At 35.8% G+C, this 19,220-nt stretch carries 17 protein-coding genes; 7 read left to right on the forward strand and 10 right to left on the reverse strand.

What is annotated here, in order from left to right:
- Nucleotides 1-51 precede the first annotated feature (51 nt).
- Nucleotides 52-648 (forward strand): spore protease YyaC, encoded by a 597-nt coding sequence (gene yyaC / locus ABH961_RS21755; protein ID WP_098642885.1) that lies wholly within the window; start codon nt 52-54, stop codon nt 646-648.
- A 20-nt stretch (nt 649-668) separates the two neighbouring features.
- Here yyaC and spo0J read toward each other — a convergent pair whose 3' ends face one another.
- The 10 genes from spo0J to rpmH all read right to left on the reverse strand — a co-directional run bounded on the left by spo0J (nt 669) and on the right by rpmH (nt 9,715).
- Nucleotides 669-1,520: a stage 0 sporulation protein Spo0J gene (gene spo0J / locus ABH961_RS21760; protein ID WP_001051814.1), complete on the reverse strand. Its 852-nt coding sequence runs from the start codon at nt 1,518-1,520 to the stop codon at nt 669-671.
- Nucleotides 1,513-2,274, reverse strand: coding sequence for a sporulation initiation inhibitor protein Soj (soj, locus tag ABH961_RS21765; protein WP_000516117.1), 762 nt, complete (start codon nt 2,272-2,274; stop codon nt 1,513-1,515). The genes spo0J and soj overlap by 8 nt, the downstream gene beginning before the upstream one ends.
- A gap of 189 nt (nt 2,275-2,463) precedes the next feature.
- On the reverse strand, nt 2,464-3,336 hold the full coding sequence (gene noc, locus ABH961_RS21770) for a nucleoid occlusion protein (protein WP_000799025.1): 873 nt from the start codon (nt 3,334-3,336) through the stop codon (nt 2,464-2,466).
- 105 nt (nt 3,337-3,441) lie between these two features.
- On the reverse strand, nt 3,442-4,161 hold the full coding sequence (rsmG, locus tag ABH961_RS21775) for a 16S rRNA (guanine(527)-N(7))-methyltransferase RsmG (RefSeq protein WP_098221283.1): 720 nt from the start codon (nt 4,159-4,161) through the stop codon (nt 3,442-3,444).
- 21 nt (nt 4,162-4,182) lie between these two features.
- Entirely contained in the window at nt 4,183-6,072 is a 1,890-nt protein-coding gene (gene mnmG / locus ABH961_RS21780) for a tRNA uridine-5-carboxymethylaminomethyl(34) synthesis enzyme MnmG (RefSeq protein WP_000541059.1), read from the reverse strand.
- 46 nt (nt 6,073-6,118) lie between these two features.
- A complete protein-coding gene (gene mnmE, locus ABH961_RS21785) occupies nt 6,119-7,495 on the reverse strand; it encodes a tRNA uridine-5-carboxymethylaminomethyl(34) synthesis GTPase MnmE (RefSeq protein WP_000393767.1) in 1,377 nt (458 codons plus the stop codon).
- A gap of 227 nt (nt 7,496-7,722) precedes the next feature.
- Nucleotides 7,723-8,340, reverse strand: a complete 618-nt coding sequence (jag, locus tag ABH961_RS21790) for an RNA-binding cell elongation regulator Jag/EloR (protein WP_048542853.1) — start codon at nt 8,338-8,340, stop codon at nt 7,723-7,725.
- Nucleotides 8,337-9,104, reverse strand: coding sequence for a YidC family membrane integrase SpoIIIJ (gene spoIIIJ / locus ABH961_RS21795; protein ID WP_048542855.1), 768 nt, complete (start codon nt 9,102-9,104; stop codon nt 8,337-8,339). The genes jag and spoIIIJ overlap by 4 nt, the downstream gene beginning before the upstream one ends.
- A 52-nt stretch (nt 9,105-9,156) precedes the next feature.
- On the reverse strand, nt 9,157-9,504 hold the full coding sequence (gene rnpA, locus ABH961_RS21800; RefSeq protein ID WP_000731505.1) for a ribonuclease P protein component: 348 nt from the start codon (nt 9,502-9,504) through the stop codon (nt 9,157-9,159).
- A 76-nt stretch (nt 9,505-9,580) separates the two neighbouring features.
- On the reverse strand, nt 9,581-9,715 hold the full coding sequence (gene rpmH / locus ABH961_RS21805; RefSeq protein ID WP_000831901.1) for a 50S ribosomal protein L34: 135 nt from the start codon (nt 9,713-9,715) through the stop codon (nt 9,581-9,583).
- A 565-nt stretch (nt 9,716-10,280) separates the two neighbouring features.
- On the opposite strand from rpmH, the gene dnaA reads away from it, so the two are divergent.
- The 6 genes from dnaA to gyrA all read left to right on the forward strand — a co-directional run bounded on the left by dnaA (nt 10,281) and on the right by gyrA (nt 18,940).
- Nucleotides 10,281-11,621: a chromosomal replication initiator protein DnaA gene (gene dnaA, locus ABH961_RS21810; RefSeq protein ID WP_000428027.1), complete on the forward strand. Its 1,341-nt coding sequence runs from the start codon at nt 10,281-10,283 to the stop codon at nt 11,619-11,621.
- A gap of 178 nt (nt 11,622-11,799) precedes the next feature.
- The gene (gene dnaN / locus ABH961_RS21815) at nt 11,800-12,939 is read left to right on the forward strand and encodes a DNA polymerase III subunit beta (protein WP_001212890.1); all 1,140 of its coding nucleotides are present in this window, start codon (nt 11,800-11,802) and stop codon (nt 12,937-12,939) included.
- Nucleotides 12,940-13,066: 127 nt separating this feature from the next.
- Nucleotides 13,067-13,279 (forward strand): S4 domain-containing protein YaaA, encoded by a 213-nt coding sequence (gene yaaA / locus ABH961_RS21820; RefSeq protein ID WP_000821366.1) that lies wholly within the window; start codon nt 13,067-13,069, stop codon nt 13,277-13,279.
- Nucleotides 13,280-13,291: 12 nt separating this feature from the next.
- Nucleotides 13,292-14,419 carry a DNA replication/repair protein RecF gene (recF, locus tag ABH961_RS21825; RefSeq protein ID WP_098827569.1) on the forward strand — a complete coding sequence of 376 codons (1,128 nt, stop codon included), beginning with the start codon at nt 13,292-13,294 and terminating at the stop codon, nt 14,417-14,419.
- A gap of 38 nt (nt 14,420-14,457) precedes the next feature.
- Nucleotides 14,458-16,380: a DNA topoisomerase (ATP-hydrolyzing) subunit B gene (gyrB, locus tag ABH961_RS21830; RefSeq protein WP_000435974.1), complete on the forward strand. Its 1,923-nt coding sequence runs from the start codon at nt 14,458-14,460 to the stop codon at nt 16,378-16,380.
- An 88-nt stretch (nt 16,381-16,468) separates the two neighbouring features.
- A complete protein-coding gene (gene gyrA / locus ABH961_RS21835; protein ID WP_001282859.1) occupies nt 16,469-18,940 on the forward strand; it encodes a DNA gyrase subunit A in 2,472 nt (823 codons plus the stop codon).
- The last annotated feature ends 280 nt before the right edge of the window (nt 18,941-19,220 follow it).

The following is a 19,220-nucleotide window of genomic DNA, read 5'->3' on the forward strand; positions in this document are numbered from 1 at the left end:
TTACTCACCATATAACATATTTTGAAAATTTATTAAAAGGATGGATGCTTCATGAATATTGGAAGTTTTCGCTTACCCTTTTTCGAAAAAGAAACTCAAAATGTTATGCACCAAGACGTAGAAGCCTCCGAGACAATTAGTAACTTCTTACTTTCCCATATCCCTATTAAAACGAATATACCGATTATTCTCGTTTGTATCGGAACAGATCGTTCTACAGGCGATGCACTCGGTCCGTTAGTCGGTACGAAACTAGAACAAGCAGGAATTAAAAACTTCCAAGTGTTCGGCACACTAGATGAGCCAGTGCATGCGCTAAATTTAGAAGAAAAAATTCAGAATATACAGAAATATAATCCTACTTCATTTATAATTGCGGTTGATGCCTGTTTAGGAAAGTCTCAAAACATCGGTTCCATCACTACCGGAATGGGGCCTAGTAAACCTGGAGCTGCGATGAACAAAAAATTACCTGCAGTTGGTGATTTACATATTCATGGCATCGTAAATCTAAATGGTTTTATGGAGTTTTTCGTCCTGCAAAATACAAGATTAAGTTTAGTCATGAAAATGGCTGATGTAATTGCACAAAGTATAAAAGAAACAGACCAAAAATTATCTGTATTAAAAAAAGCAAACCATCTATAAATAATAAGATGGTTTGCTTTTTAGTTTTTCTGCGCTAATAATTCTAAAATACGATTTAAATCTTCTTTATTAAAAAATTCAATTTCGATTTTACCTTTTTCTTTTTTCGTTTCTTTAATTTTCACATCTGTGCCAAACTTTTCTCTTAAGAACGTTTCGCGTTCTACGAAAAATATGTTTCTCTCTTTTTTCACTTGTTTTGTTTCACGTGAAACGCGTTGATTAATCTCCTGAACAATTTTCTCTAATTGACGAACGTTTAATCCTTCTTTTTCGATTCGTTTTAATAAAGATTTCAATTGTTCTTCATCTTTTATAGTAAGCAAAGTTCTCCCATGGGCCATTGAAAGTTGACCATTTGCAATCATATCTTGCACAAAAGAAGGGAGGCTTAATAACCGCGTATAATTTGCAATGTAAGGTCTGCTCTTACCAAGACGTTTTGCTAATTGTTCTTGCGTTACATTTAGCTCATTCATTAACATTTGATATGCCATTGCTTCTTCCATTGGGTTTAAATCTTCTCGTTGTAAGTTTTCAAGCAATGCAAACTCCATCATTTGCTGCTCATTTAATTGTCTTACAACAGCAGGTACCTTTTCGAGCCCTGCCTCTTTGGCAGCACGATATCTTCTTTCACCTGCAACAATTTCATATCCTTTAATACTCTTCCTAGCAATTAACGGTTGCAATATGCCATGCTCTTTAATAGAGGCCGATAATTCTTGAATTGCCTCTTTATTAAAGTGTTTACGTGGTTGATATGGATTCGGTCTTAATTCAGTTATCACAATCTCCTGAATTGCCTCTTCTTCTTTCACATCTAAATCAGGAAAAAACACATTAATTCCTCTTCCTAATCCTTTAGCCACCTGCAATCACTTCCTCTGCTAAATCTATATATACTTCTGCCCCTCTTGATTTAGCGTCATACTGCATAATTGGTTTCCCATGACTTGGTGCTTCACTTAAACGAACATTACGAGGAATAATCGAACGGTATACTTTATCCCTAAAGTATTTTTTCACTTCATCTATAACCTGAATCCCTAAATTCGTACGGGCATCCAACATCGTTAACAATACACCTTGAATTGCTAGATTTTTATTTAAGTGCTTTTGCACAAGTCGAACTGTATTTAATAGCTGACTTAATCCTTCTAGTGCGTAATATTCGCATTGAACAGGAATAATAACAGAATCTGCTGCGGTTAATGCATTAATCGTTAATAACCCTAAGGACGGGGGACAGTCGATAATAATATAGTCATATTCATCACGAACTGGCTGTAATGCCCTTTGTAAACGTACTTCCCGGGAAATAGTCGGTACCAATTCAATTTCAGCACCTGCCAATTGAATTGTAGCGGGTAGAACATCTAAGTTTTCAGTTGCGGTTTTACGTATAACCCCTTGAACATCTGCATCTTCCACAAGAACATTGTAAATACATTGATCTAATTCGGATTTTTCAATTCCCACACCAGTCGTTGCATTTCCTTGAGCGTCAATATCTACAAGAAGGACTTTTTTACCTACTTGTGCCAATCCAGCCCCTAAATTAACAGATGTTGTTGTTTTTCCAACGCCACCTTTTTGATTGGCAATAGCAATGATTTTTCCCATGATGTCACCTACTTTCAACCTTTCTATCTTATTCTAGTAACAATTACGTTTATTGTAACATGAAATAAAAGTTTTTCTTTTACGTCCTTATTAAACTTCAAAATTTATTTCTAAACTCCTTCTTCATCTAACAAGAAAATATAGTAAAAGAGACCTATCCAGTAGGATAAGGTCTCTAACACGCCATTATTATTTTTTCTTCGGAATTTTAATTGTAATTTGATAGTACTCATCAAATTCTTCTTCCGCAGAATTAACATTTAAACCACTGTCAGCAACCATTTGTAATGACTGCCTAATTGTATTCATGGCAATTCTCGTATCTCGACTTACTGCTTTTTGCTTTGCCTTACGCTTCGGTTTGGCTTCCTCTAGTAATTTCGCAATTCGTTCCTCTGTTTGCTTTACATTCAGTTGTTTCTCCACAATTTCCTGTAAAACCTTCAGTTGTAATTCCTCATTCTTTAAAGGAATGAGAGCGCGGGCATGGCGTTCTGTAATACTTTTTTCTAATAACGCACGTTTTATTTCTTCAGGCAACTTTAACAATCGCAACTTATTTGCGATTGTGGATTGTCCTTTTCCAAGTCGTTGTGCCAATGCTTCTTGTGTTAAATTATGTAACTCAATTAGCTTTTGATATGCCACAGCTTCCTCGATTGCTGTTAGTTCCTCTCGTTGCAAGTTTTCAATTAAAGCTACAGAAGCTGTCTCTGTATCATTTAAGTTCTTTATAATTGCAGGAACCTTTTCCCACCCTAACTTTGTTGCCGCACGGAAACGCCTTTCTCCAGCGATAATCTCGTACTTGTCATCCTCATATTGCCTCACAACAATCGGCTGAATCAGCCCATGTGTACGAATCGTTAGTGCTAGCTCTTCAATTCGTGCATCATCAAAAACTGTTCGTGGTTGATAACGGTTAGGGGTAATATTTACTATCGGAATTTCTTGTATTTCTTCATATACCTTTTTATCTATTTCTTCATGGCTTTCGTCTTGTAATTCGAATTCGCTCTCTTTATCTCCAAAGCCAAATAAACGAGAAAACGTATTTTTCATACATATTCCACCACCTTTTAGGCCTATTGACTATTCTCCATAAAATGTTTCCTATGAAACATTTACGTTTTCATTTATATAATTTAATCTTACGTCTAATAAGATTTATTTTTCAATAGGTAATTTATTGGGTGTTCCCGGTTTGCGTGGATATTTCTTTGGTGTCTTGCGCTTTTTCTCGATTAATAAAATATTACGTTCACTTTCTTCAAACGGTAATTGGAACGTAGACATTTCTTTTAAATGCCCGCCTAGCACCTCTAAAGCATACTTGCCATTTTCAATTTCTTCGTTTGCTGCGGCACCTTTCATTGCAATGAATGTTCCCCCAACTTTTACAAGTGGTAAACATAGCTCACTCAATACCGAAAGACGCGCGACTGCACGTGCCATTACAATATCGTACGATTCACGTACACCTTCTTTTTTTCCAAATGTTTCCGCACGATCGTGACAAAACGCAACGTCACCTAATTCCAACTTTTGTGCTAAATGATTTAAGAAGTTAATACGTTTTTGCAATGAGTCTACAATTGTTACTTTTAAGTGCGGGAAACAGATTTTCAAAGGAATACTTGGGAATCCAGCTCCTGCGCCAACATCACAAATTGAGAATGGTTCTGAAAAATCATAATAAAAAGCAGCTGTAATGGAATCAAAAAAGTGTTTTAAATATACTTCCTCTTTCTCCGTAATAGCCGTTAAGTTCATTTTTTCATTCCACTCTACTAATGTTTCAAAGTAGATTTCGAACTGCTCTAACTGTCTAGAAGAGAGGGTGATACCCTTCTCTTCTAGCATAGATTGAAATTGTTCTATGTTCATCTAACAATATCTCCTTACTATTTATTGGTTCGATACTCGCGCAATTTTTCCTTGTTCAATATACACAAGTAAAATAGAAACATCCGCTGGATTCACGCCAGAAATACGTGAAGCCTGCCCCATTGAAAGTGGACGAACATCTTTCAATTTCTGTCTCGCTTCTGAGGCAAGGCTAGAAATCGCATCATAATCAATATCCACAGGGATTTTTTTGTTTTCCATTTTCTTCATACGCTCTACTTGCTGTAAGGATTTTTCGATATATCCTTCGTACTTAATCTGAATTTCAACTTGTTCTGTAATTTCATCACTTAATTCTACTTCACTTGGTACTAAAAGATGAATATGCTCATATGTCATCTCTGGACGACGTAATAAGTCACTTGCACGTATTCCATCTTTCAATTCACTTCCGCCAATACTACGAATTAATTCTTGAACTTCAGGACGTGGTTTAATAATAATGCTGCTTAAACGCTCCTTTTCCTGTTCAATTTTTAATTTTTTATTTGTAAATCGCTCATAGCGCTCTTCTTTAATTAATCCAATTTCACGACCAACTTCAGTTAAACGAAGATCAGCATTATCGTGGCGTAATAATAGGCGATATTCTGCACGAGATGTTAATAAGCGATATGGTTCATTTGTACCTTTCGTTACAAGGTCATCAATTAAGACACCAATATAAGCATCCGCGCGACCTAAAATAACTTCTTTTTTACCTAAAGAACGACATGCTGCATTAATCCCAGCCATAAGCCCTTGTCCTGCCGCCTCTTCGTAACCAGAAGTTCCGTTAATTTGTCCTGCTGTATATAAATTCTTAATTTTTTTCGTTTCAAGTGTTGGCCATAGTTGTGTTGGCACAATTGCATCATATTCAATTGCATAACCTGTACGCATCATTTCAACGTTTTCTAGGCCAGGTATTGTTCTAAGCATATCACGTTGTACATCTTCTGGTAAGCTTGTGGATAAACCTTGTACATACACTTCTTGTGTATTACGTCCTTCTGGCTCTAAGAAAATTTGATGACGTGGTTTATCATTAAATCTTACTACTTTGTCTTCAATTGAAGGACAATATCTAGGTCCTGTTCCCTTAATCATACCAGAATACATAGCTGAGCGATGTAGGTTTTCATCTATTAAACGATGTGTTTCCGTACTTGTATACGTCAACCAACATGGAATTTGATCCATAATAAATTTTGTCGTTTCAAAAGAGAAAGCTCGTGGTTTATCATCACCTGGCTGAATTTCTGTTTTACTGTAATCAATCGTATTACTATTTACACGCGGAGGTGTACCTGTTTTAAATCTAACAAGATCAAATCCAAGCTCCTCTAAATGTTCGGATAAAGTAATAGATGGTTGTTGATTATTCGGACCGCTCGAATATTTTAAATCCCCCATAATAATCTCACCACGTAAAAATGTTCCAGTCGTAATTACAACTGTTTTGGCTGTATATTCAGCACCAGCTTGCGTAACTACGCCTTTACATTCGCCATCTTCAACGATTAAACGCTCAACCATTCCTTGGAACAACGTTAAATTTGGTGTTTCTTCAATTGTTTTCTTTAATTCATGCTGGTAAGAGAACTTATCTGCTTGTGCGCGAAGCGCGCGTACAGCTGGTCCTTTACCTGTATTTAACATACGCATTTGAATATATGTTTTATCAATGTTGCGTCCCATTTCTCCGCCTAATGCATCAATTTCCCGAACAACAATCCCTTTTGCTGGTCCACCAACAGAAGGGTTACATGGCATAAACGCCACCATATCTAAATTAATTGTTAACATTAATGTTTTGGAGCCCATTCGTGCTGCCGCAAGACCAGCTTCACATCCTGCATGACCTGCACCGATTACTATGACATCGTATGAACCGGCATTGTATCCCATTGTTTATTCCTCCTAAAAATCTCTATCTTTCTAAAACATCGCTATATTATTTTCCTAAACAAAATTGAGAGAACAACTGGTCAATTAGGCTTTCATGGACGGTATCACCAGTAATTTCACCAAGTATTTCCCACGTTCTTGTTAAATCAATTTGCACCATATCAATTGGAACACCATTTTCTATTGCCTCAATTGCATCTCCAATTGTTTTTCCTGCTTGTGTTAATAATCCAATATGTCTCGCGTTAGAAACATATGTCACATCTGCAGAATCAATTGTTCCCTCAAAGAATAAATCAGCTATTGCCTTTTCAAGCTCATCTATTCCTTGTTCCTCAATTAACGATGTTGTAATAATACGATTTCCCGCTGCCAATTCTGTAACACGTTCCATATCGATTACTTGCGATAAATCTGTCTTATTTACAATAACAATGAAATCTTTTCCTTGTACGGCACGGAATAGATCTTCATCCTCATGCGTTAAAGCCTCGCTATAATTAACGACAACTAACACTAAATCAGCTTGGCTCATCATTTCTTTTGAACGCTCTACACCAATTCGTTCAACAACATCTTCTGTTTCACGAATCCCGGCTGTATCTATAAGTTTAAGTGGTACACCACGCACATTAACGTACTCTTCAATAACATCACGAGTTGTTCCTGCAATATCAGTTACAATTGCCTTTTTCTCCTGAACAAGACTATTTAATAGCGATGACTTCCCAACGTTAGGTCTACCGATGATTGCAGTAGCAATACCTTCACGTAAAATCTTTCCTTGCTTCGATGTTTCTAATATTTTTGCAATTTCCGTACGAACATGTGTAGCTTTCTCAATTAAAATATTATGTGTCATTTCTTCCACATCATCATATTCCGGGTAATCTATGTTTACCTCAACATGAGCCAACGTTTCTAATATGTCCTGACGCAGACGGCCGATTAATTTAGATAATCGTCCTTCCATTTGATTAATCGCTACGTTCATTGCACGATCTGTTTTTGCACGGATTAAGTCCATAACAGCTTCTGCTTGTGATAAATCAATACGGCCATTTAAAAAAGCACGTTTTGTAAATTCACCAGGCTCTGCTAATCTTACTCCTTGCGCTAAAATAAGCTGCAATACTTTATTTACCGAAACAAGTCCGCCGTGACAGTTAATTTCCACTATATTTTCACGTGTAAAAGTCCTTGGTGCGCGCAGAATAGATACCATCACTTCTTCAATAACCTGATTTGTATCTAAATCTACAATATGACCATAATGAATTGTGTGAGAAGGAACTTCTGTTAAATCCTTCCCTTTAAAAATACGATTAACTTTTTCAACCGCATCATCCCCACTTACTCGAACAATGGCAATTGCACCCTCTCCAAGCGCTGTGGAAATCGCGGCAATTGTATCAAATTCCATGTCCTTTCACCTCACTTGCTTATTTATCTCTATTTCAACTTGATTATTTTCTTCACTAAATTATTAGAATACCATAACGAACCTATCTACAAAAGAATAATAACTCATTTTATTATGTCCTCATGTGAAAAACACTAAACTTATTCACAGTGGATAAGTTTAGTGTTTTTTTAGTTATCCACACCTATTTTCCCCTCAAAAAAACCGGCACTCAATTGAGTAACCGGTCACTTGGAAGATATTACAACATGTCGATGTGGTTCTTTTCCTTCAGAAGTTGTAATGATATTTTGATGATTAGATAATGCTTGGTGGATAATCTTTCGTTCAAAAGATGGCATAGGCTCCAACACAACTCTTTTTTTCGTACTTACTACTTGTTTTGCTAATCGATAAGAAAGTGCTTCTAATGTACCTTTTCTTTTACTACGATAATTTTCAGCATCTAGTGTGATGCCAATATACTGCTTCGTACTACGATTCGCCACAAGTTTTGTTAAATACTGCAAAGAATTCAAGGTGTTTCCTCTTTTCCCAATCAAAACACCTATGTTTTCGCCAGAAATTGTAAATTCAACTTCGCGTCCTTTTACAATTTTACTAATCTCAGCTTCCACACCCATATCATGAATAATATTTTTTAAATATTCTTCACATTCTTGAATCGGATCTTTCTTCAATACGACTTCTACTACTGCAGGTCGATTCCCAAATAAACCTAGGAACCCTCTTTTACCCTCATCGATAATATTTATATCTACTCGGTCTTTTGGAACATTTAGTTGCCTTAAAGCATCTTGTACTGCCAGCTCGACTGTTTGTCCTTTAGCAGTAATTACACTCACTTGCTTGATCCTTCTGCCTTACTAGCCTTAATTTCTGGCCCCTTGATCAAGTACATTTGAGCGATACCAAAGATATTACCAACAACCCAGTAAAGTGATAATGCAGCTGGGAAGTTAATTGCAAAGACTAAAATCATAATTGGCATAAGCCAAATCATCATTGCCATTTGCGGATTTTGACCAGCTGTTCCTGCCATTGCAAGCTTTTGCTGAATAAATGTCGTAATTGCCGCGACAACCGGTAAGATATAGTACGGATCTGCCTGCCCTAAGTCGAACCATAAAAATGTATGCTTACTAATTTCTGCCGTTCTCATAATCGCATGGTAAAACGCAAATAAAATAGGCATCTGAACAAATATCGGTAAACACCCTGCTAATGGGTTTACACCATTTTTTTGATATAACTGCATCATTTCTTGTTGTAGTTTTTGCTGTGTTGCTTGATCTTTAGAACTATATTTCTCTTTTAACTTCACCATTTCTGGTTGTAACGCTTGCATTGCTTTCGTACTCTTCGTTTGTTTAATCATTAATGGTAATAATGCAAAACGAATGATAAGAGTTGTAACAACGATTGCTAAACCGTAATTACTACCAAATAAGTTGGCAAAATACGTAATTAACTGAGAAAGCGGATATACGAAATATTCATTCCAAATTCCAGTACTTTTCGGTGTAATCGGCTGTTTCACTTCACTACAGCCAGCAGCAATTGCCATTAATGCAATAACCATGGCTAGTAAACCTATTTTCTTTTTCAAAGCCTGCTCCTCCTTGTTTCGGTATGTATATAGTGTAATTCATTTCCTTACGCTACTTTTTTATTCTTTTCATACCAGAGCGTTTAAAGACATGAATTAAGCTTTTCTTTAATTCTTCATATGTCATCTCTGCACAAGGCTTCCTTGCTATTATAACAAAATCTTTTCCAGAATCTATCTCATCTTTTAATTCTGTGATCGACTGGCGAATCATACGTTTAATTCGGTTACGCACTACTGCATTTCCTATTTTCTTGCTGACAGAAAGGCCAATACGAAAGTTTGGCTGCTCTCCCTTATCTAGTTGATAGACAACAAGCTGACGGTTAGCATTCGATTTTCCTTTTTGAAAAACCGTCTGGAATTCATCATTCTTTTTTATACGATATTTTTTCTTCATATCAATTGACACTCCTGTAGTTCATCAGTGGAAATTCACTATTATTAGAAAAAAAGACCACTGAACGATCAGTGGTCTACGCAGATAATACTTTTCTTCCTTTACGACGACGAGCTGCTAGCACTTTACGTCCGTTCGCTGTGCTCATACGGCTGCGGAAACCATGTACTTTGCTGCGCTTACGTTTATTTGGTTGGTAAGTTCTTTTCATTATATGACACCTCCCTGAGGAATATCTGTTAAAGACAGTCCTATAAATTATAGTTAATCAACTAGGAAAATGTCAATGGTTCTCGAAATTTTCATCAAATATTCATTTTGAACCTATTCACATACTTTTTCACAGACCCTATATTTCCTTGTGGATAAATGTTTTTTCTTGGTTTTTATATCCACAAACCCTTTTCGTACTTTTACACAGTATATCGTGTTGTGGACAAGTTTATTCCACAAGGTATTGATTTTGTGGATAACTTTCTTAAATTCATTGCTATAGCTACTTTTTTTTGATATTATAGTTGTGTTTTCACTTTGAATAAGTTTTCCACACCTTTATCTTATCCACAATTTGTGTATAACATGTGGACAGTTTTAATCACATGTGGGTAAATGCTTATCCACATTTGCTTTTTTTGTCGAAAACCCTATCTCATATACAAACGACGTTTTTAGGTTTTAAAATACGTTTCGTATAAATATACATTTTATATTTATTTAGGTTGTACATTTGTTGCGCAACCTTATTCTTTTACCATCTTAGTAAAGGAGGGACACCTTTGGAAAACATCTCTGATTTATGGAACAGCGCCTTAAAAGAACTAGAAAAAAAGGTCAGTAAACCAAGTTATGAAACATGGTTAAAATCAACAACCGCACATAATTTAAAGAAAGACGTGTTAACAATTACAGCTCCAAATGAATTCGCTCGTGATTGGTTAGAATCTCATTATTCAGAGCTAATTTCGGAAACACTTTATGATTTAACGGGGGCAAAATTAGCTATTCGCTTTATTATTCCCCAAAGTCAAGCTGAAGAGGAGATTGATCTTCCTCCTTCTAAACCAAATTCAGCACAAGATGATTCTAATCATTTACCACAGAGTATGCTAAATCCAAAATATACGTTTGATACATTTGTTATTGGCTCTGGTAACCGTTTTGCTCACGCTGCTTCATTGGCCGTAGCCGAAGCGCCAGCTAAAGCATATAATCCACTCTTTATTTACGGGGGAGTTGGACTCGGAAAGACCCATTTAATGCATGCAATTGGTCATTATGTAATTGAACATAACCCAAACGCAAAGGTTGTATATTTATCATCAGAAAAATTTACAAATGAATTCATTAATTCTATTCGTGATAATAAAGCGGTCGATTTTCGTAATAAATACCGTAATGTAGATGTTTTATTGATAGATGATATTCAATTTCTAGCAGGAAAAGAACAAACTCAAGAAGAGTTTTTCCATACATTCAATGCATTACACGAAGAAAGTAAACAAATTGTAATTTCAAGTGATCGGCCACCAAAAGAAATTCCAACTTTAGAAGATCGTCTTCGTTCTCGCTTTGAATGGGGACTCATTACGGATATTACGCCACCAGATTTAGAAACACGAATTGCAATTTTACGTAAAAAAGCAAAGGCTGAAGGACTCGATATACCAAATGAGGTTATGCTTTATATTGCAAATCAAATTGATTCAAACATTCGTGAACTAGAAGGTGCACTTATCCGAGTTGTAGCTTATTCATCTTTAATTAACAAAGATATTAATGCTGATTTAGCAGCTGAAGCACTTAAAAATATTATTCCAAATTCTAAACCAAAAATTATCTCCATTTATGATATTCAAAAGGCTGTCGGGGACGTTTATCAAATAAAACTGGAAGATTTCAAGGCAAAAAAGCGAACAAAATCAGTTGCCTTCCCTCGCCAAATTGCAATGTATTTATCACGCGAACTTACAGATTACTCCTTACCTAAAATCGGTGAAGAATTTGGTGGACGTGATCATACAACAGTTATCCATGCTCATGAAAAAATTTCTAAGCTGCTTAAAACGGATACGCAATTACAAAAACAAGTTGAAGAAATTAACGATATTTTAAAGTAGTAGCTGAATAGTGTGAATAACTTCCCTTGTTTTACGCACAGTCTATCCACATGTAGATAGACTGTTTTTACATCGTTTAACGGGGTTATCCACATACCCACAGGCCCTATTACTATTACTACTATATTTTATCTTTATTAATTAAATAAAATATTATACTTACCGGAGGTTTTTCTTTATGCGTTTTACAATACAAAAAGACTATCTTGTAAGAAGTGTACAAGATGTAATGAAGGCTGTTTCTTCTCGTACAACAATTCCGATCCTTACAGGAATTAAAGTTGTCGCTACGGAAGAAGGAGTTACGTTAACAGGAAGCGATGCTGATATTTCTATTGAATCTTTTATCCCAGTTGAAGACAATGGAAAAGAGATCGTAGAAGTAGCACAATCAGGAAGTATTATTTTACAAGCAAAATATTTTAGTGAGATTGTAAAAAAATTACCTAAAGAGACTGTCGAAATTTCTGTGGAAAATCATTTTATGACAAAAATAATTTCTGGAAAATCAGAGTTTAATTTAAATGGTTTAGATTCTGCTGAATATCCATTGTTACCACAAATTGAAGAACACCATGTTTTTAAGATTCCAACAGATTTACTGAAACATATGATCAGACAAACTGTATTTGCAGTTTCCACTTCTGAAACAAGACCGATCTTGACAGGTGTAAACTGGAAAGTATATAACAGCGAATTAACTTGCATTGCTACAGATAGTCACAGGTTAGCTCTTCGAAAAGCAAAAATCGAAGGAATCGCAGATGAATTTCAAGCGAGTGTTGTTATTCCAGGTAAAAGCTTAAATGAATTAAGCAAAATTCTAGATGAGTCTGAAGAAATGGTAGATATCGTTATTACGGAGTATCAAGTATTATTCCGTACAAAGCATTTATTATTCTTCTCAAGATTGTTAGAAGGTAATTATCCGGATACAACTCGTTTAATTCCAGCCGAAAGTAAAACAGATATTTTTGTAAATACAAAAGAATTTTTACAAGCAATTGATCGTGCATCTTTATTAGCAAGGGATGGTCGTAATAATGTTGTAAAATTATCAACTTTAGAACAGGAAATGCTAGAAATTTCTTCGAATTCACCAGAAATTGGGAAAGTAGTAGAAGAAGTTCAATGTGAAAAAGTGGATGGGGAAGAGTTAAAAATATCTTTTAGTGCAAAATATATGATGGATGCACTAAAAGCTTTAGATAGTACTGAAATTAAAATTAGCTTTACTGGTGCGATGAGACCATTCTTAATTCGTACAGTAAATGATGAGTCCATTATTCAATTAATTTTACCGGTTCGTACTTACTAAGTAAGAAGTAAGGGTTGCTAGTTTTCAGATACTAGTAGCCCTTATTTGATTTTTGGGTATTACTTTCCTAATGTTAGTTTATTTAGTACAATGAAAGAATGAACACTTTCAGAAAGTGAGCGATTTTATGAAACGTATTAAAATTTCAACAGAGTATATTACACTAGGACAATTTTTGAAGTTAGCCGATGTAATTGATACAGGTGGCGCTGTAAAATGGTTTTTACAAGAATATGAAGTGTACGTGAATCAAGAACTTGAAAATAGAAGAGGTCGCAAATTATATGCGAACGATATTATTGAAATTCCAGGAAGCGGAAGTTTCCAAGTTCAGGCATAAAGGGGGAGCCCTTTGTTTATTTCAGAAATACAATTAAAAAACTATCGCAATTATGAAAAGTTAGAGCTTTCCTTTGAAGATAAAGTGAATGTGATTATCGGTGAAAACGCACAAGGGAAAACGAATTTGATGGAAGCTATTTATGTTTTAGCGATGGCGAAATCTCATAGAACCTCTAATGATCGCGAGCTTATCCGTTGGGATGAAGACTTCGGTCAAATTAAAGGGAAATTACAAAAGAGAAATAGTTCTTTGTCTTTGGAATTAAATATTTCGAAAAAAGGTAAAAAGGCAAAATTAAATCAACTTGAACAACAAAAATTGAGTCAATATATTGGTATGATGAATGTTGTCATGTTTGCCCCAGAAGATTTAAATCTTGTAAAAGGAAGCCCTCAAGTAAGAAGACGCTTTTTAGATATGGAATTAGGCCAAATAGCTCCAATCTATTTGTATGAATTGAGTCAATATCAAAAGGTGCTCACGCAACGAAATCACTTGCTGAAAAAGATGCAAGGGAATAGTAAGAATGAGGAAACGATGTTGGATGTATTTACACTTCAACTTATTGAGCATGGTGCAAAAATATTGCAAAAACGGTTTGATTTTTTGCATTTACTACAAGAATGGGCAGCTCCAATTCATCGCGGTATAAGCCGCGGATTAGAAGAATTAGAAATTGTCTATAAACCAAGTGTAGATGTATCAGAATCAATGGATTTGTCGAAAATAAAAGAAGTATACTATGAAAATTTTCAATCTGTGAAACAACGTGAGATTTTCCGTGGTACGACTTTAATTGGTCCTCATCGTGATGATTTACAATTCTTCGTTAATAGTAAAAATGTTCAAGTCTTTGGTTCGCAAGGACAACAACGAACGACCGCACTGTCCCTAAAATTAGCTGAAATTGAATTGATTTACTCAGAAGTTAAGGAATATCCGATTCTTTTATTGGATGATGTATTATCAGAATTAGATGATTATCGTCAATCGCATCTGTTAAATACAATTCAAGGAAAAGTGCAAACATTTGTGACAACGACGAGTGTCGACGGAATTGAACACGAAACATTAAAAGAAGCGAAAACAATTCATGTAACGAACGGCACGGTAGATTGTGAAATAGATAGGGCGTAATCCCTATTTAAATGGAAAAGTAGGTGATCTTTGTGTCAATGGAACAAAAGCAAATGGAAGAAAACTCATATGATGAAAGTCAGATACAGGTACTTGAAGGATTAGAAGCGGTTCGAAAACGCCCTGGGATGTATATTGGATCTACAAGTGGAAAAGGACTTCACCATCTTGTGTGGGAAATCGTCGATAATAGTATTGATGAAGCACTTGCAGGGTATTGTGATGAAATTAACGTTAGTATCGAAGAAGATAATAGTATTCTTGTAACGGATAATGGACGTGGTATTCCAGTTGGTATACAAGAAAAAATGGGACGTCCTGCTGTAGAAGTTATAATGACCGTTCTTCATGCTGGTGGTAAGTTTGGCGGTGGCGGTTATAAAGTTTCCGGTGGTTTGCATGGTGTTGGGGCATCTGTAGTAAATGCTCTATCAACAGAACTAGAGGTATTTGTACATCGTGAAGGCAAAATCCATTATCAAAAATACGAAAGAGGTATCCCGGTTGCGGATTTAAAAGTCATTGGTGACACAGATCAAACAGGGACGATAACTCGATTTAAACCAGATCCAGAAATTTTTCAGGAAACAATAGTATACGAATTTGATACGTTAGCAACTCGTATGCGCGAATTAGCATTTTTAAATCGTAATATTAAATTAACAATTGAAGATAAACGTGAACATAAACAGAAGAAAGAATTCCATTATGAAGGTGGAATTAAATCATATGTTGAACATTTAAATCGTTCAAAACAGCCAATTCATGAAGAACCTGTATATGTAGAGGGTTCAAAAGATGGTATTCAGGTTGAAGTTGCACTTCAATATAACGAAGGATACACAAATCATATTTACTCATTTACAAATAATATTCATACGTATGAAGGTGGTACACATGAGGTAGGATTTAAAACAGCCTTAACTCGTGTGATCAACGATTATGGTCGTAAAAATAATATTTTAAAAGATGCGGATAGTAATTTAACTGGTGAAGATGTTCGTGAAGGTTTAACAGCGATTGTGTCAATTAAACATCCAAATCCACAATTCGAAGGACAAACGAAGACGAAACTCGGAAATAGTGAAGCAAGAACAATTACAGAGTCAGTATTCTCAGAGGCATTTGAAAAGTTCTTACTGGAAAATCCGAATGTTGCACGTAAGATTATAGATAAAGGGACGATGGCAGCGCGTGCGCGTGTAGCAGCTAAAAAGGCTCGTGAGTTAACTCGCCGAAAGAGTGCTTTAGAAGTTTCAAGTTTACCAGGGAAATTGGCAGACTGTTCTTCTAAAGATCCAGCAATTAGTGAAATCTATATCGTAGAGGGTGACTCTGCGGGTGGGTCTGCAAAACAAGGGCGTGATCGTCATTTCCAAGCAATTTTACCGCTGAAGGGTAAAATTATTAATGTTGAAAAGGCACGCTTAGATAAGATTTTATCAAATGATGAAGTTCGTACAATTATTACGGCGATTGGTACAAATATCGGCGGAGACTTCGCTATTGAAAAAGCACGCTATCATAAAGTTATTATTATGACGGATGCCGATGTTGATGGTGCGCATATTCGTACCCTATTATTAACGTTCTTCTATCGCTATATGCGTCAAATAATTGAGTGCGGTTATATATATATTGCACAGCCACCTTTGTTTAAAGTACAACAAGGTAAGAAAATTCAATATGCTTACAATGATAAGGAACTTGAAAAAATCTTAGCTGAATTACCAGCCCAACCTAAGCCGGGGATTCAGCGTTATAAAGGTCTAGGGGAAATGAATCCAACTCAGTTATGGGAGACGACAATGGACCCAGAAGTACGTTCATTACTTCAAGTTTCACTTCAAGATGCAATTGAAGCGGATGAAACATTTGAAATTTTGATGGGAGATAAAGTAGAGCCACGTCGTAACTTTATCCAAGAAAATGCAAAATACGTGAAAAACCTTGATATTTAAATGGGTAATGACAGGAATCTAAGTATTCCTGTCTTCTACATATAAATCAATGTATGTGTAACGGAAATGTAAGAGGAGGTGCTGGTTGATGTCAGACAATCAACAACAAGCACGAATTCGAGAAATTAATATTAGTCATGAAATGCGTACCTCGTTTTTAGATTACGCAATGAGTGTTATCGTATCTCGTGCATTACCAGATGTTCGTGATGGATTAAAACCTGTGCATCGTAGGGTTTTATATGCGATGAATGATTTAGGAATTACAGCTGATAAAGCGTATAAAAAATCAGCGCGTATTGTCGGTGAAGTAATCGGTAAGTATCACCCTCACGGTGATTCAGCTGTTTACGAGACGATGGTACGTATGGCGCAAGATTTTAGTCAACGTTATATGCTTGTTGATGGGCATGGTAACTTTGGTTCTGTTGATGGTGATTCAGCAGCAGCGATGCGTTATACAGAAGCAAGAATGTCTAAGATTTCTATGGAATTAATACGTGATATTTCAAAAAATACGATTGATTATCAAGATAACTATGATGGTTCTGAAAGAGAGCCAATTGTATTGCCAGCGCGTTTCCCTAATTTATTAGTGAATGGTACGACGGGTATTGCGGTAGGTATGGCAACGAATATTCCACCGCATCAACTCGGTGAAGTAATTGATGGTGTATTGGCACTAAGCCATAATCCCGACATTACGATTGCGGAATTAATGGAGTTTATTCCAGGACCAGATTTTCCAACAGCAGGTTTAATTTTGGGACGAAGTGGGATTCGAAGAGCGTATGAAACAGGTAGAGGCTCTATTATGCTTCGAGCTAAAGTTGAAATTGAAGAGAAGTCAAATGGTAAACAATCTATTCTCGTAACTGAACTACCTTATCAAGTTAATAAGGCGCGATTAATTGAAAAAATTGCAGAATTAGTTCGTGATAAGAAAATTGAAGGTATTACGGATTTACGTGATGAGTCAGATCGAAACGGTATGCGTATTGTTATGGAAGTACGCCGTGATGCCAATGCCAATGTACTATTAAATAATCTATATAAACATACAGCACTTCAAACAAGTTTCGGTATTAATATGTTGTCTCTTGTAAATGGAGAGCCACAAGTACTAAATTTAAAACAAAATTTATATCATTACTTGGAGCATCAGAAGGTAGTAATTCGTCGACGTACTGCTTATGAATTAGAAAAAGCAGAGGCGCGTGCTCATATTTTAGAAGGATTACGAATTGCTCTAGATCATCTAGATGAAGTTATTACGTTAATTCGTAGTTCGAAAACAGCAGATATTGCAAAACAAGGCTTAATGGAACGTTTCGGTTTAAGTGAGAAACAAGCACAAGCAATTTTAGATATGCGTCTGCAACGTTTAACAGGATTAGAACGTGAAAAAATTGAGCAAGAATATCAAGACTTAATGAAATTAATCGCTGAATTAAAAGCAATCTTAGCAGATGAAGAGAAAGTTCTTGAGATTATTCGTGAAGAATTAACGGAAGTAAAAGAACGCTTCAATGATAAGAGACGAACGGAAATTACAATTGGTGGCATGGAATTTATTGAAGATGAAGATTTGATTCCAGAGCAAAACATCGCTATTACGTTAACTCATAATGGTTATATTAAGAGGTTACCGGCTTCTACGTACAAAACACAGAACCGTGGTGGACGTGGTGTGCAAGGAATGGGAACAAATGATGATGATTTCGTAGAGCATTTATTAACTACTTCTACGCATGATCACATTTTATTCTTTACTAATAAAGGGAAAGTATACCGTACGAAAGGATATGAAATCCCAGAGTATAGTCGTACAGCAAAAGGTATACCTATTATTAACTTATTAGGTGTAGATAAGGGTGAATGGATTAACGCCATTATTCCAATTCGTGAATTTGGTGATGATGAATTCTTATTCTTCACAACAAAACAAGGTATTTCTAAGAGAACGCCACTTTCATCATTTGCAAATATACGTACGAATGGTTTAATCGCCATCTCTCTTCGTGAAGAGGATGAAGTAATATCTGTACGTTTAACATCTGGTGATAAGGATATTATTGTAGGAACAAGCAATGGTATGTTAATTCGCTTTAACGAGCAAGATGTGCGTTCTATGGGACGTAATGCGGCTGGTGTAAAAGCAATTACATTAGGTGATGAAGATCAAGTTGTAGGCATGGAAATTGTCGAAGAGGATGTAAATGTTCTAATCGTAACGAAAAATGGTTATGGAAAACGTACACCTATTGATGAATACCGTCTACAAAGCCGTGGTGGTAAAGGTCTGAAGACTTGTAATATTACAGATAAAAACGGTAAATTAGTAGCCGTTAAATCTGTAACAGGTGAAGAAGATATCATGTTAATTACGGCAGCAGGTGTTATTATTCGTATGCCAGTTGATCAAATCTCTCAAATGGGACGTAATACACAAGGTGTTCGTCTAATTCGATTAGAGGATGAGCAAGAGGTAGCGACGGTAGCAAAAGCACAGAAAGATGAAGAAGAGGAATCTAATGAAGAGGTTTCTTCTGAAGAATAAGAGGGGGGATTTTTCCTCCTCTTATTTTTTTATAATAATACTTGCATAGCAATGTAAAACTCTATATAATAGGCAGAGTCAGCAAATGAGAGATACAAATTATCTTAAAAAACTTGTTGACGAAAATAATATACTATGATATATTATGAAAGTCGCTGAAACGCGATGTTGAACTTTGAAAACTAAACGAAACAAACAACGTGAAACGTCAATTTTTATTTTTAGATGCTAGACAAACTAACTTTATTGGAGAGTTTGATCCTGGCTCAGGATGAACGCT

This window comes from Bacillus sp. RC251 (genome assembly GCF_044908765.1).
Classification (GTDB): domain Bacteria; phylum Bacillota; class Bacilli; order Bacillales; family Bacillaceae_G; genus Bacillus_A; species Bacillus_A wiedmannii.

Bases quoted from the DNA above. Each gene is read 5' to 3' on its own strand.
- yyaC (WP_098642885.1), top strand. From the start codon at position 52: ATGAATATTGGAAGTTTTCGCTTACCCTTTTTCGAAAAAGAAACTCAA.
- soj (WP_000516117.1), bottom strand. From the start codon at position 2,274: ATGGGAAAAATCATTGCTATTGCCAATCAAAAAGGTGGCGTTGGAAAA.
- noc (WP_000799025.1), bottom strand. From the start codon at position 3,336: ATGAAAAATACGTTTTCTCGTTTATTTGGCTTTGGAGATAAAGAGAGC.
- rsmG (WP_098221283.1), bottom strand. From the start codon at position 4,161: ATGAACATAGAACAATTTCAATCTATGCTAGAAGAGAAGGGTATCACC.
- mnmG (WP_000541059.1), bottom strand. From the start codon at position 6,072: ATGGGATACAATGCCGGTTCATACGATGTCATAGTAATCGGTGCAGGT.
- mnmE (WP_000393767.1), bottom strand. From the start codon at position 7,495: ATGGAATTTGATACAATTGCCGCGATTTCCACAGCGCTTGGAGAGGGT.
- rnpA (WP_000731505.1), bottom strand. From the start codon at position 9,504: ATGAAGAAAAAATATCGTATAAAAAAGAATGATGAATTCCAGACGGTT.
- rpmH (WP_000831901.1), bottom strand. From the start codon at position 9,715: ATGAAAAGAACTTACCAACCAAATAAACGTAAGCGCAGCAAAGTACAT.
- dnaN (WP_001212890.1), top strand. From the start codon at position 11,800: ATGCGTTTTACAATACAAAAAGACTATCTTGTAAGAAGTGTACAAGAT.
- yaaA (WP_000821366.1), top strand. From the start codon at position 13,067: ATGAAACGTATTAAAATTTCAACAGAGTATATTACACTAGGACAATTT.
- gyrB (WP_000435974.1), top strand. From the start codon at position 14,458: ATGGAACAAAAGCAAATGGAAGAAAACTCATATGATGAAAGTCAGATA.
- gyrA (WP_001282859.1), top strand. From the start codon at position 16,469: ATGTCAGACAATCAACAACAAGCACGAATTCGAGAAATTAATATTAGT.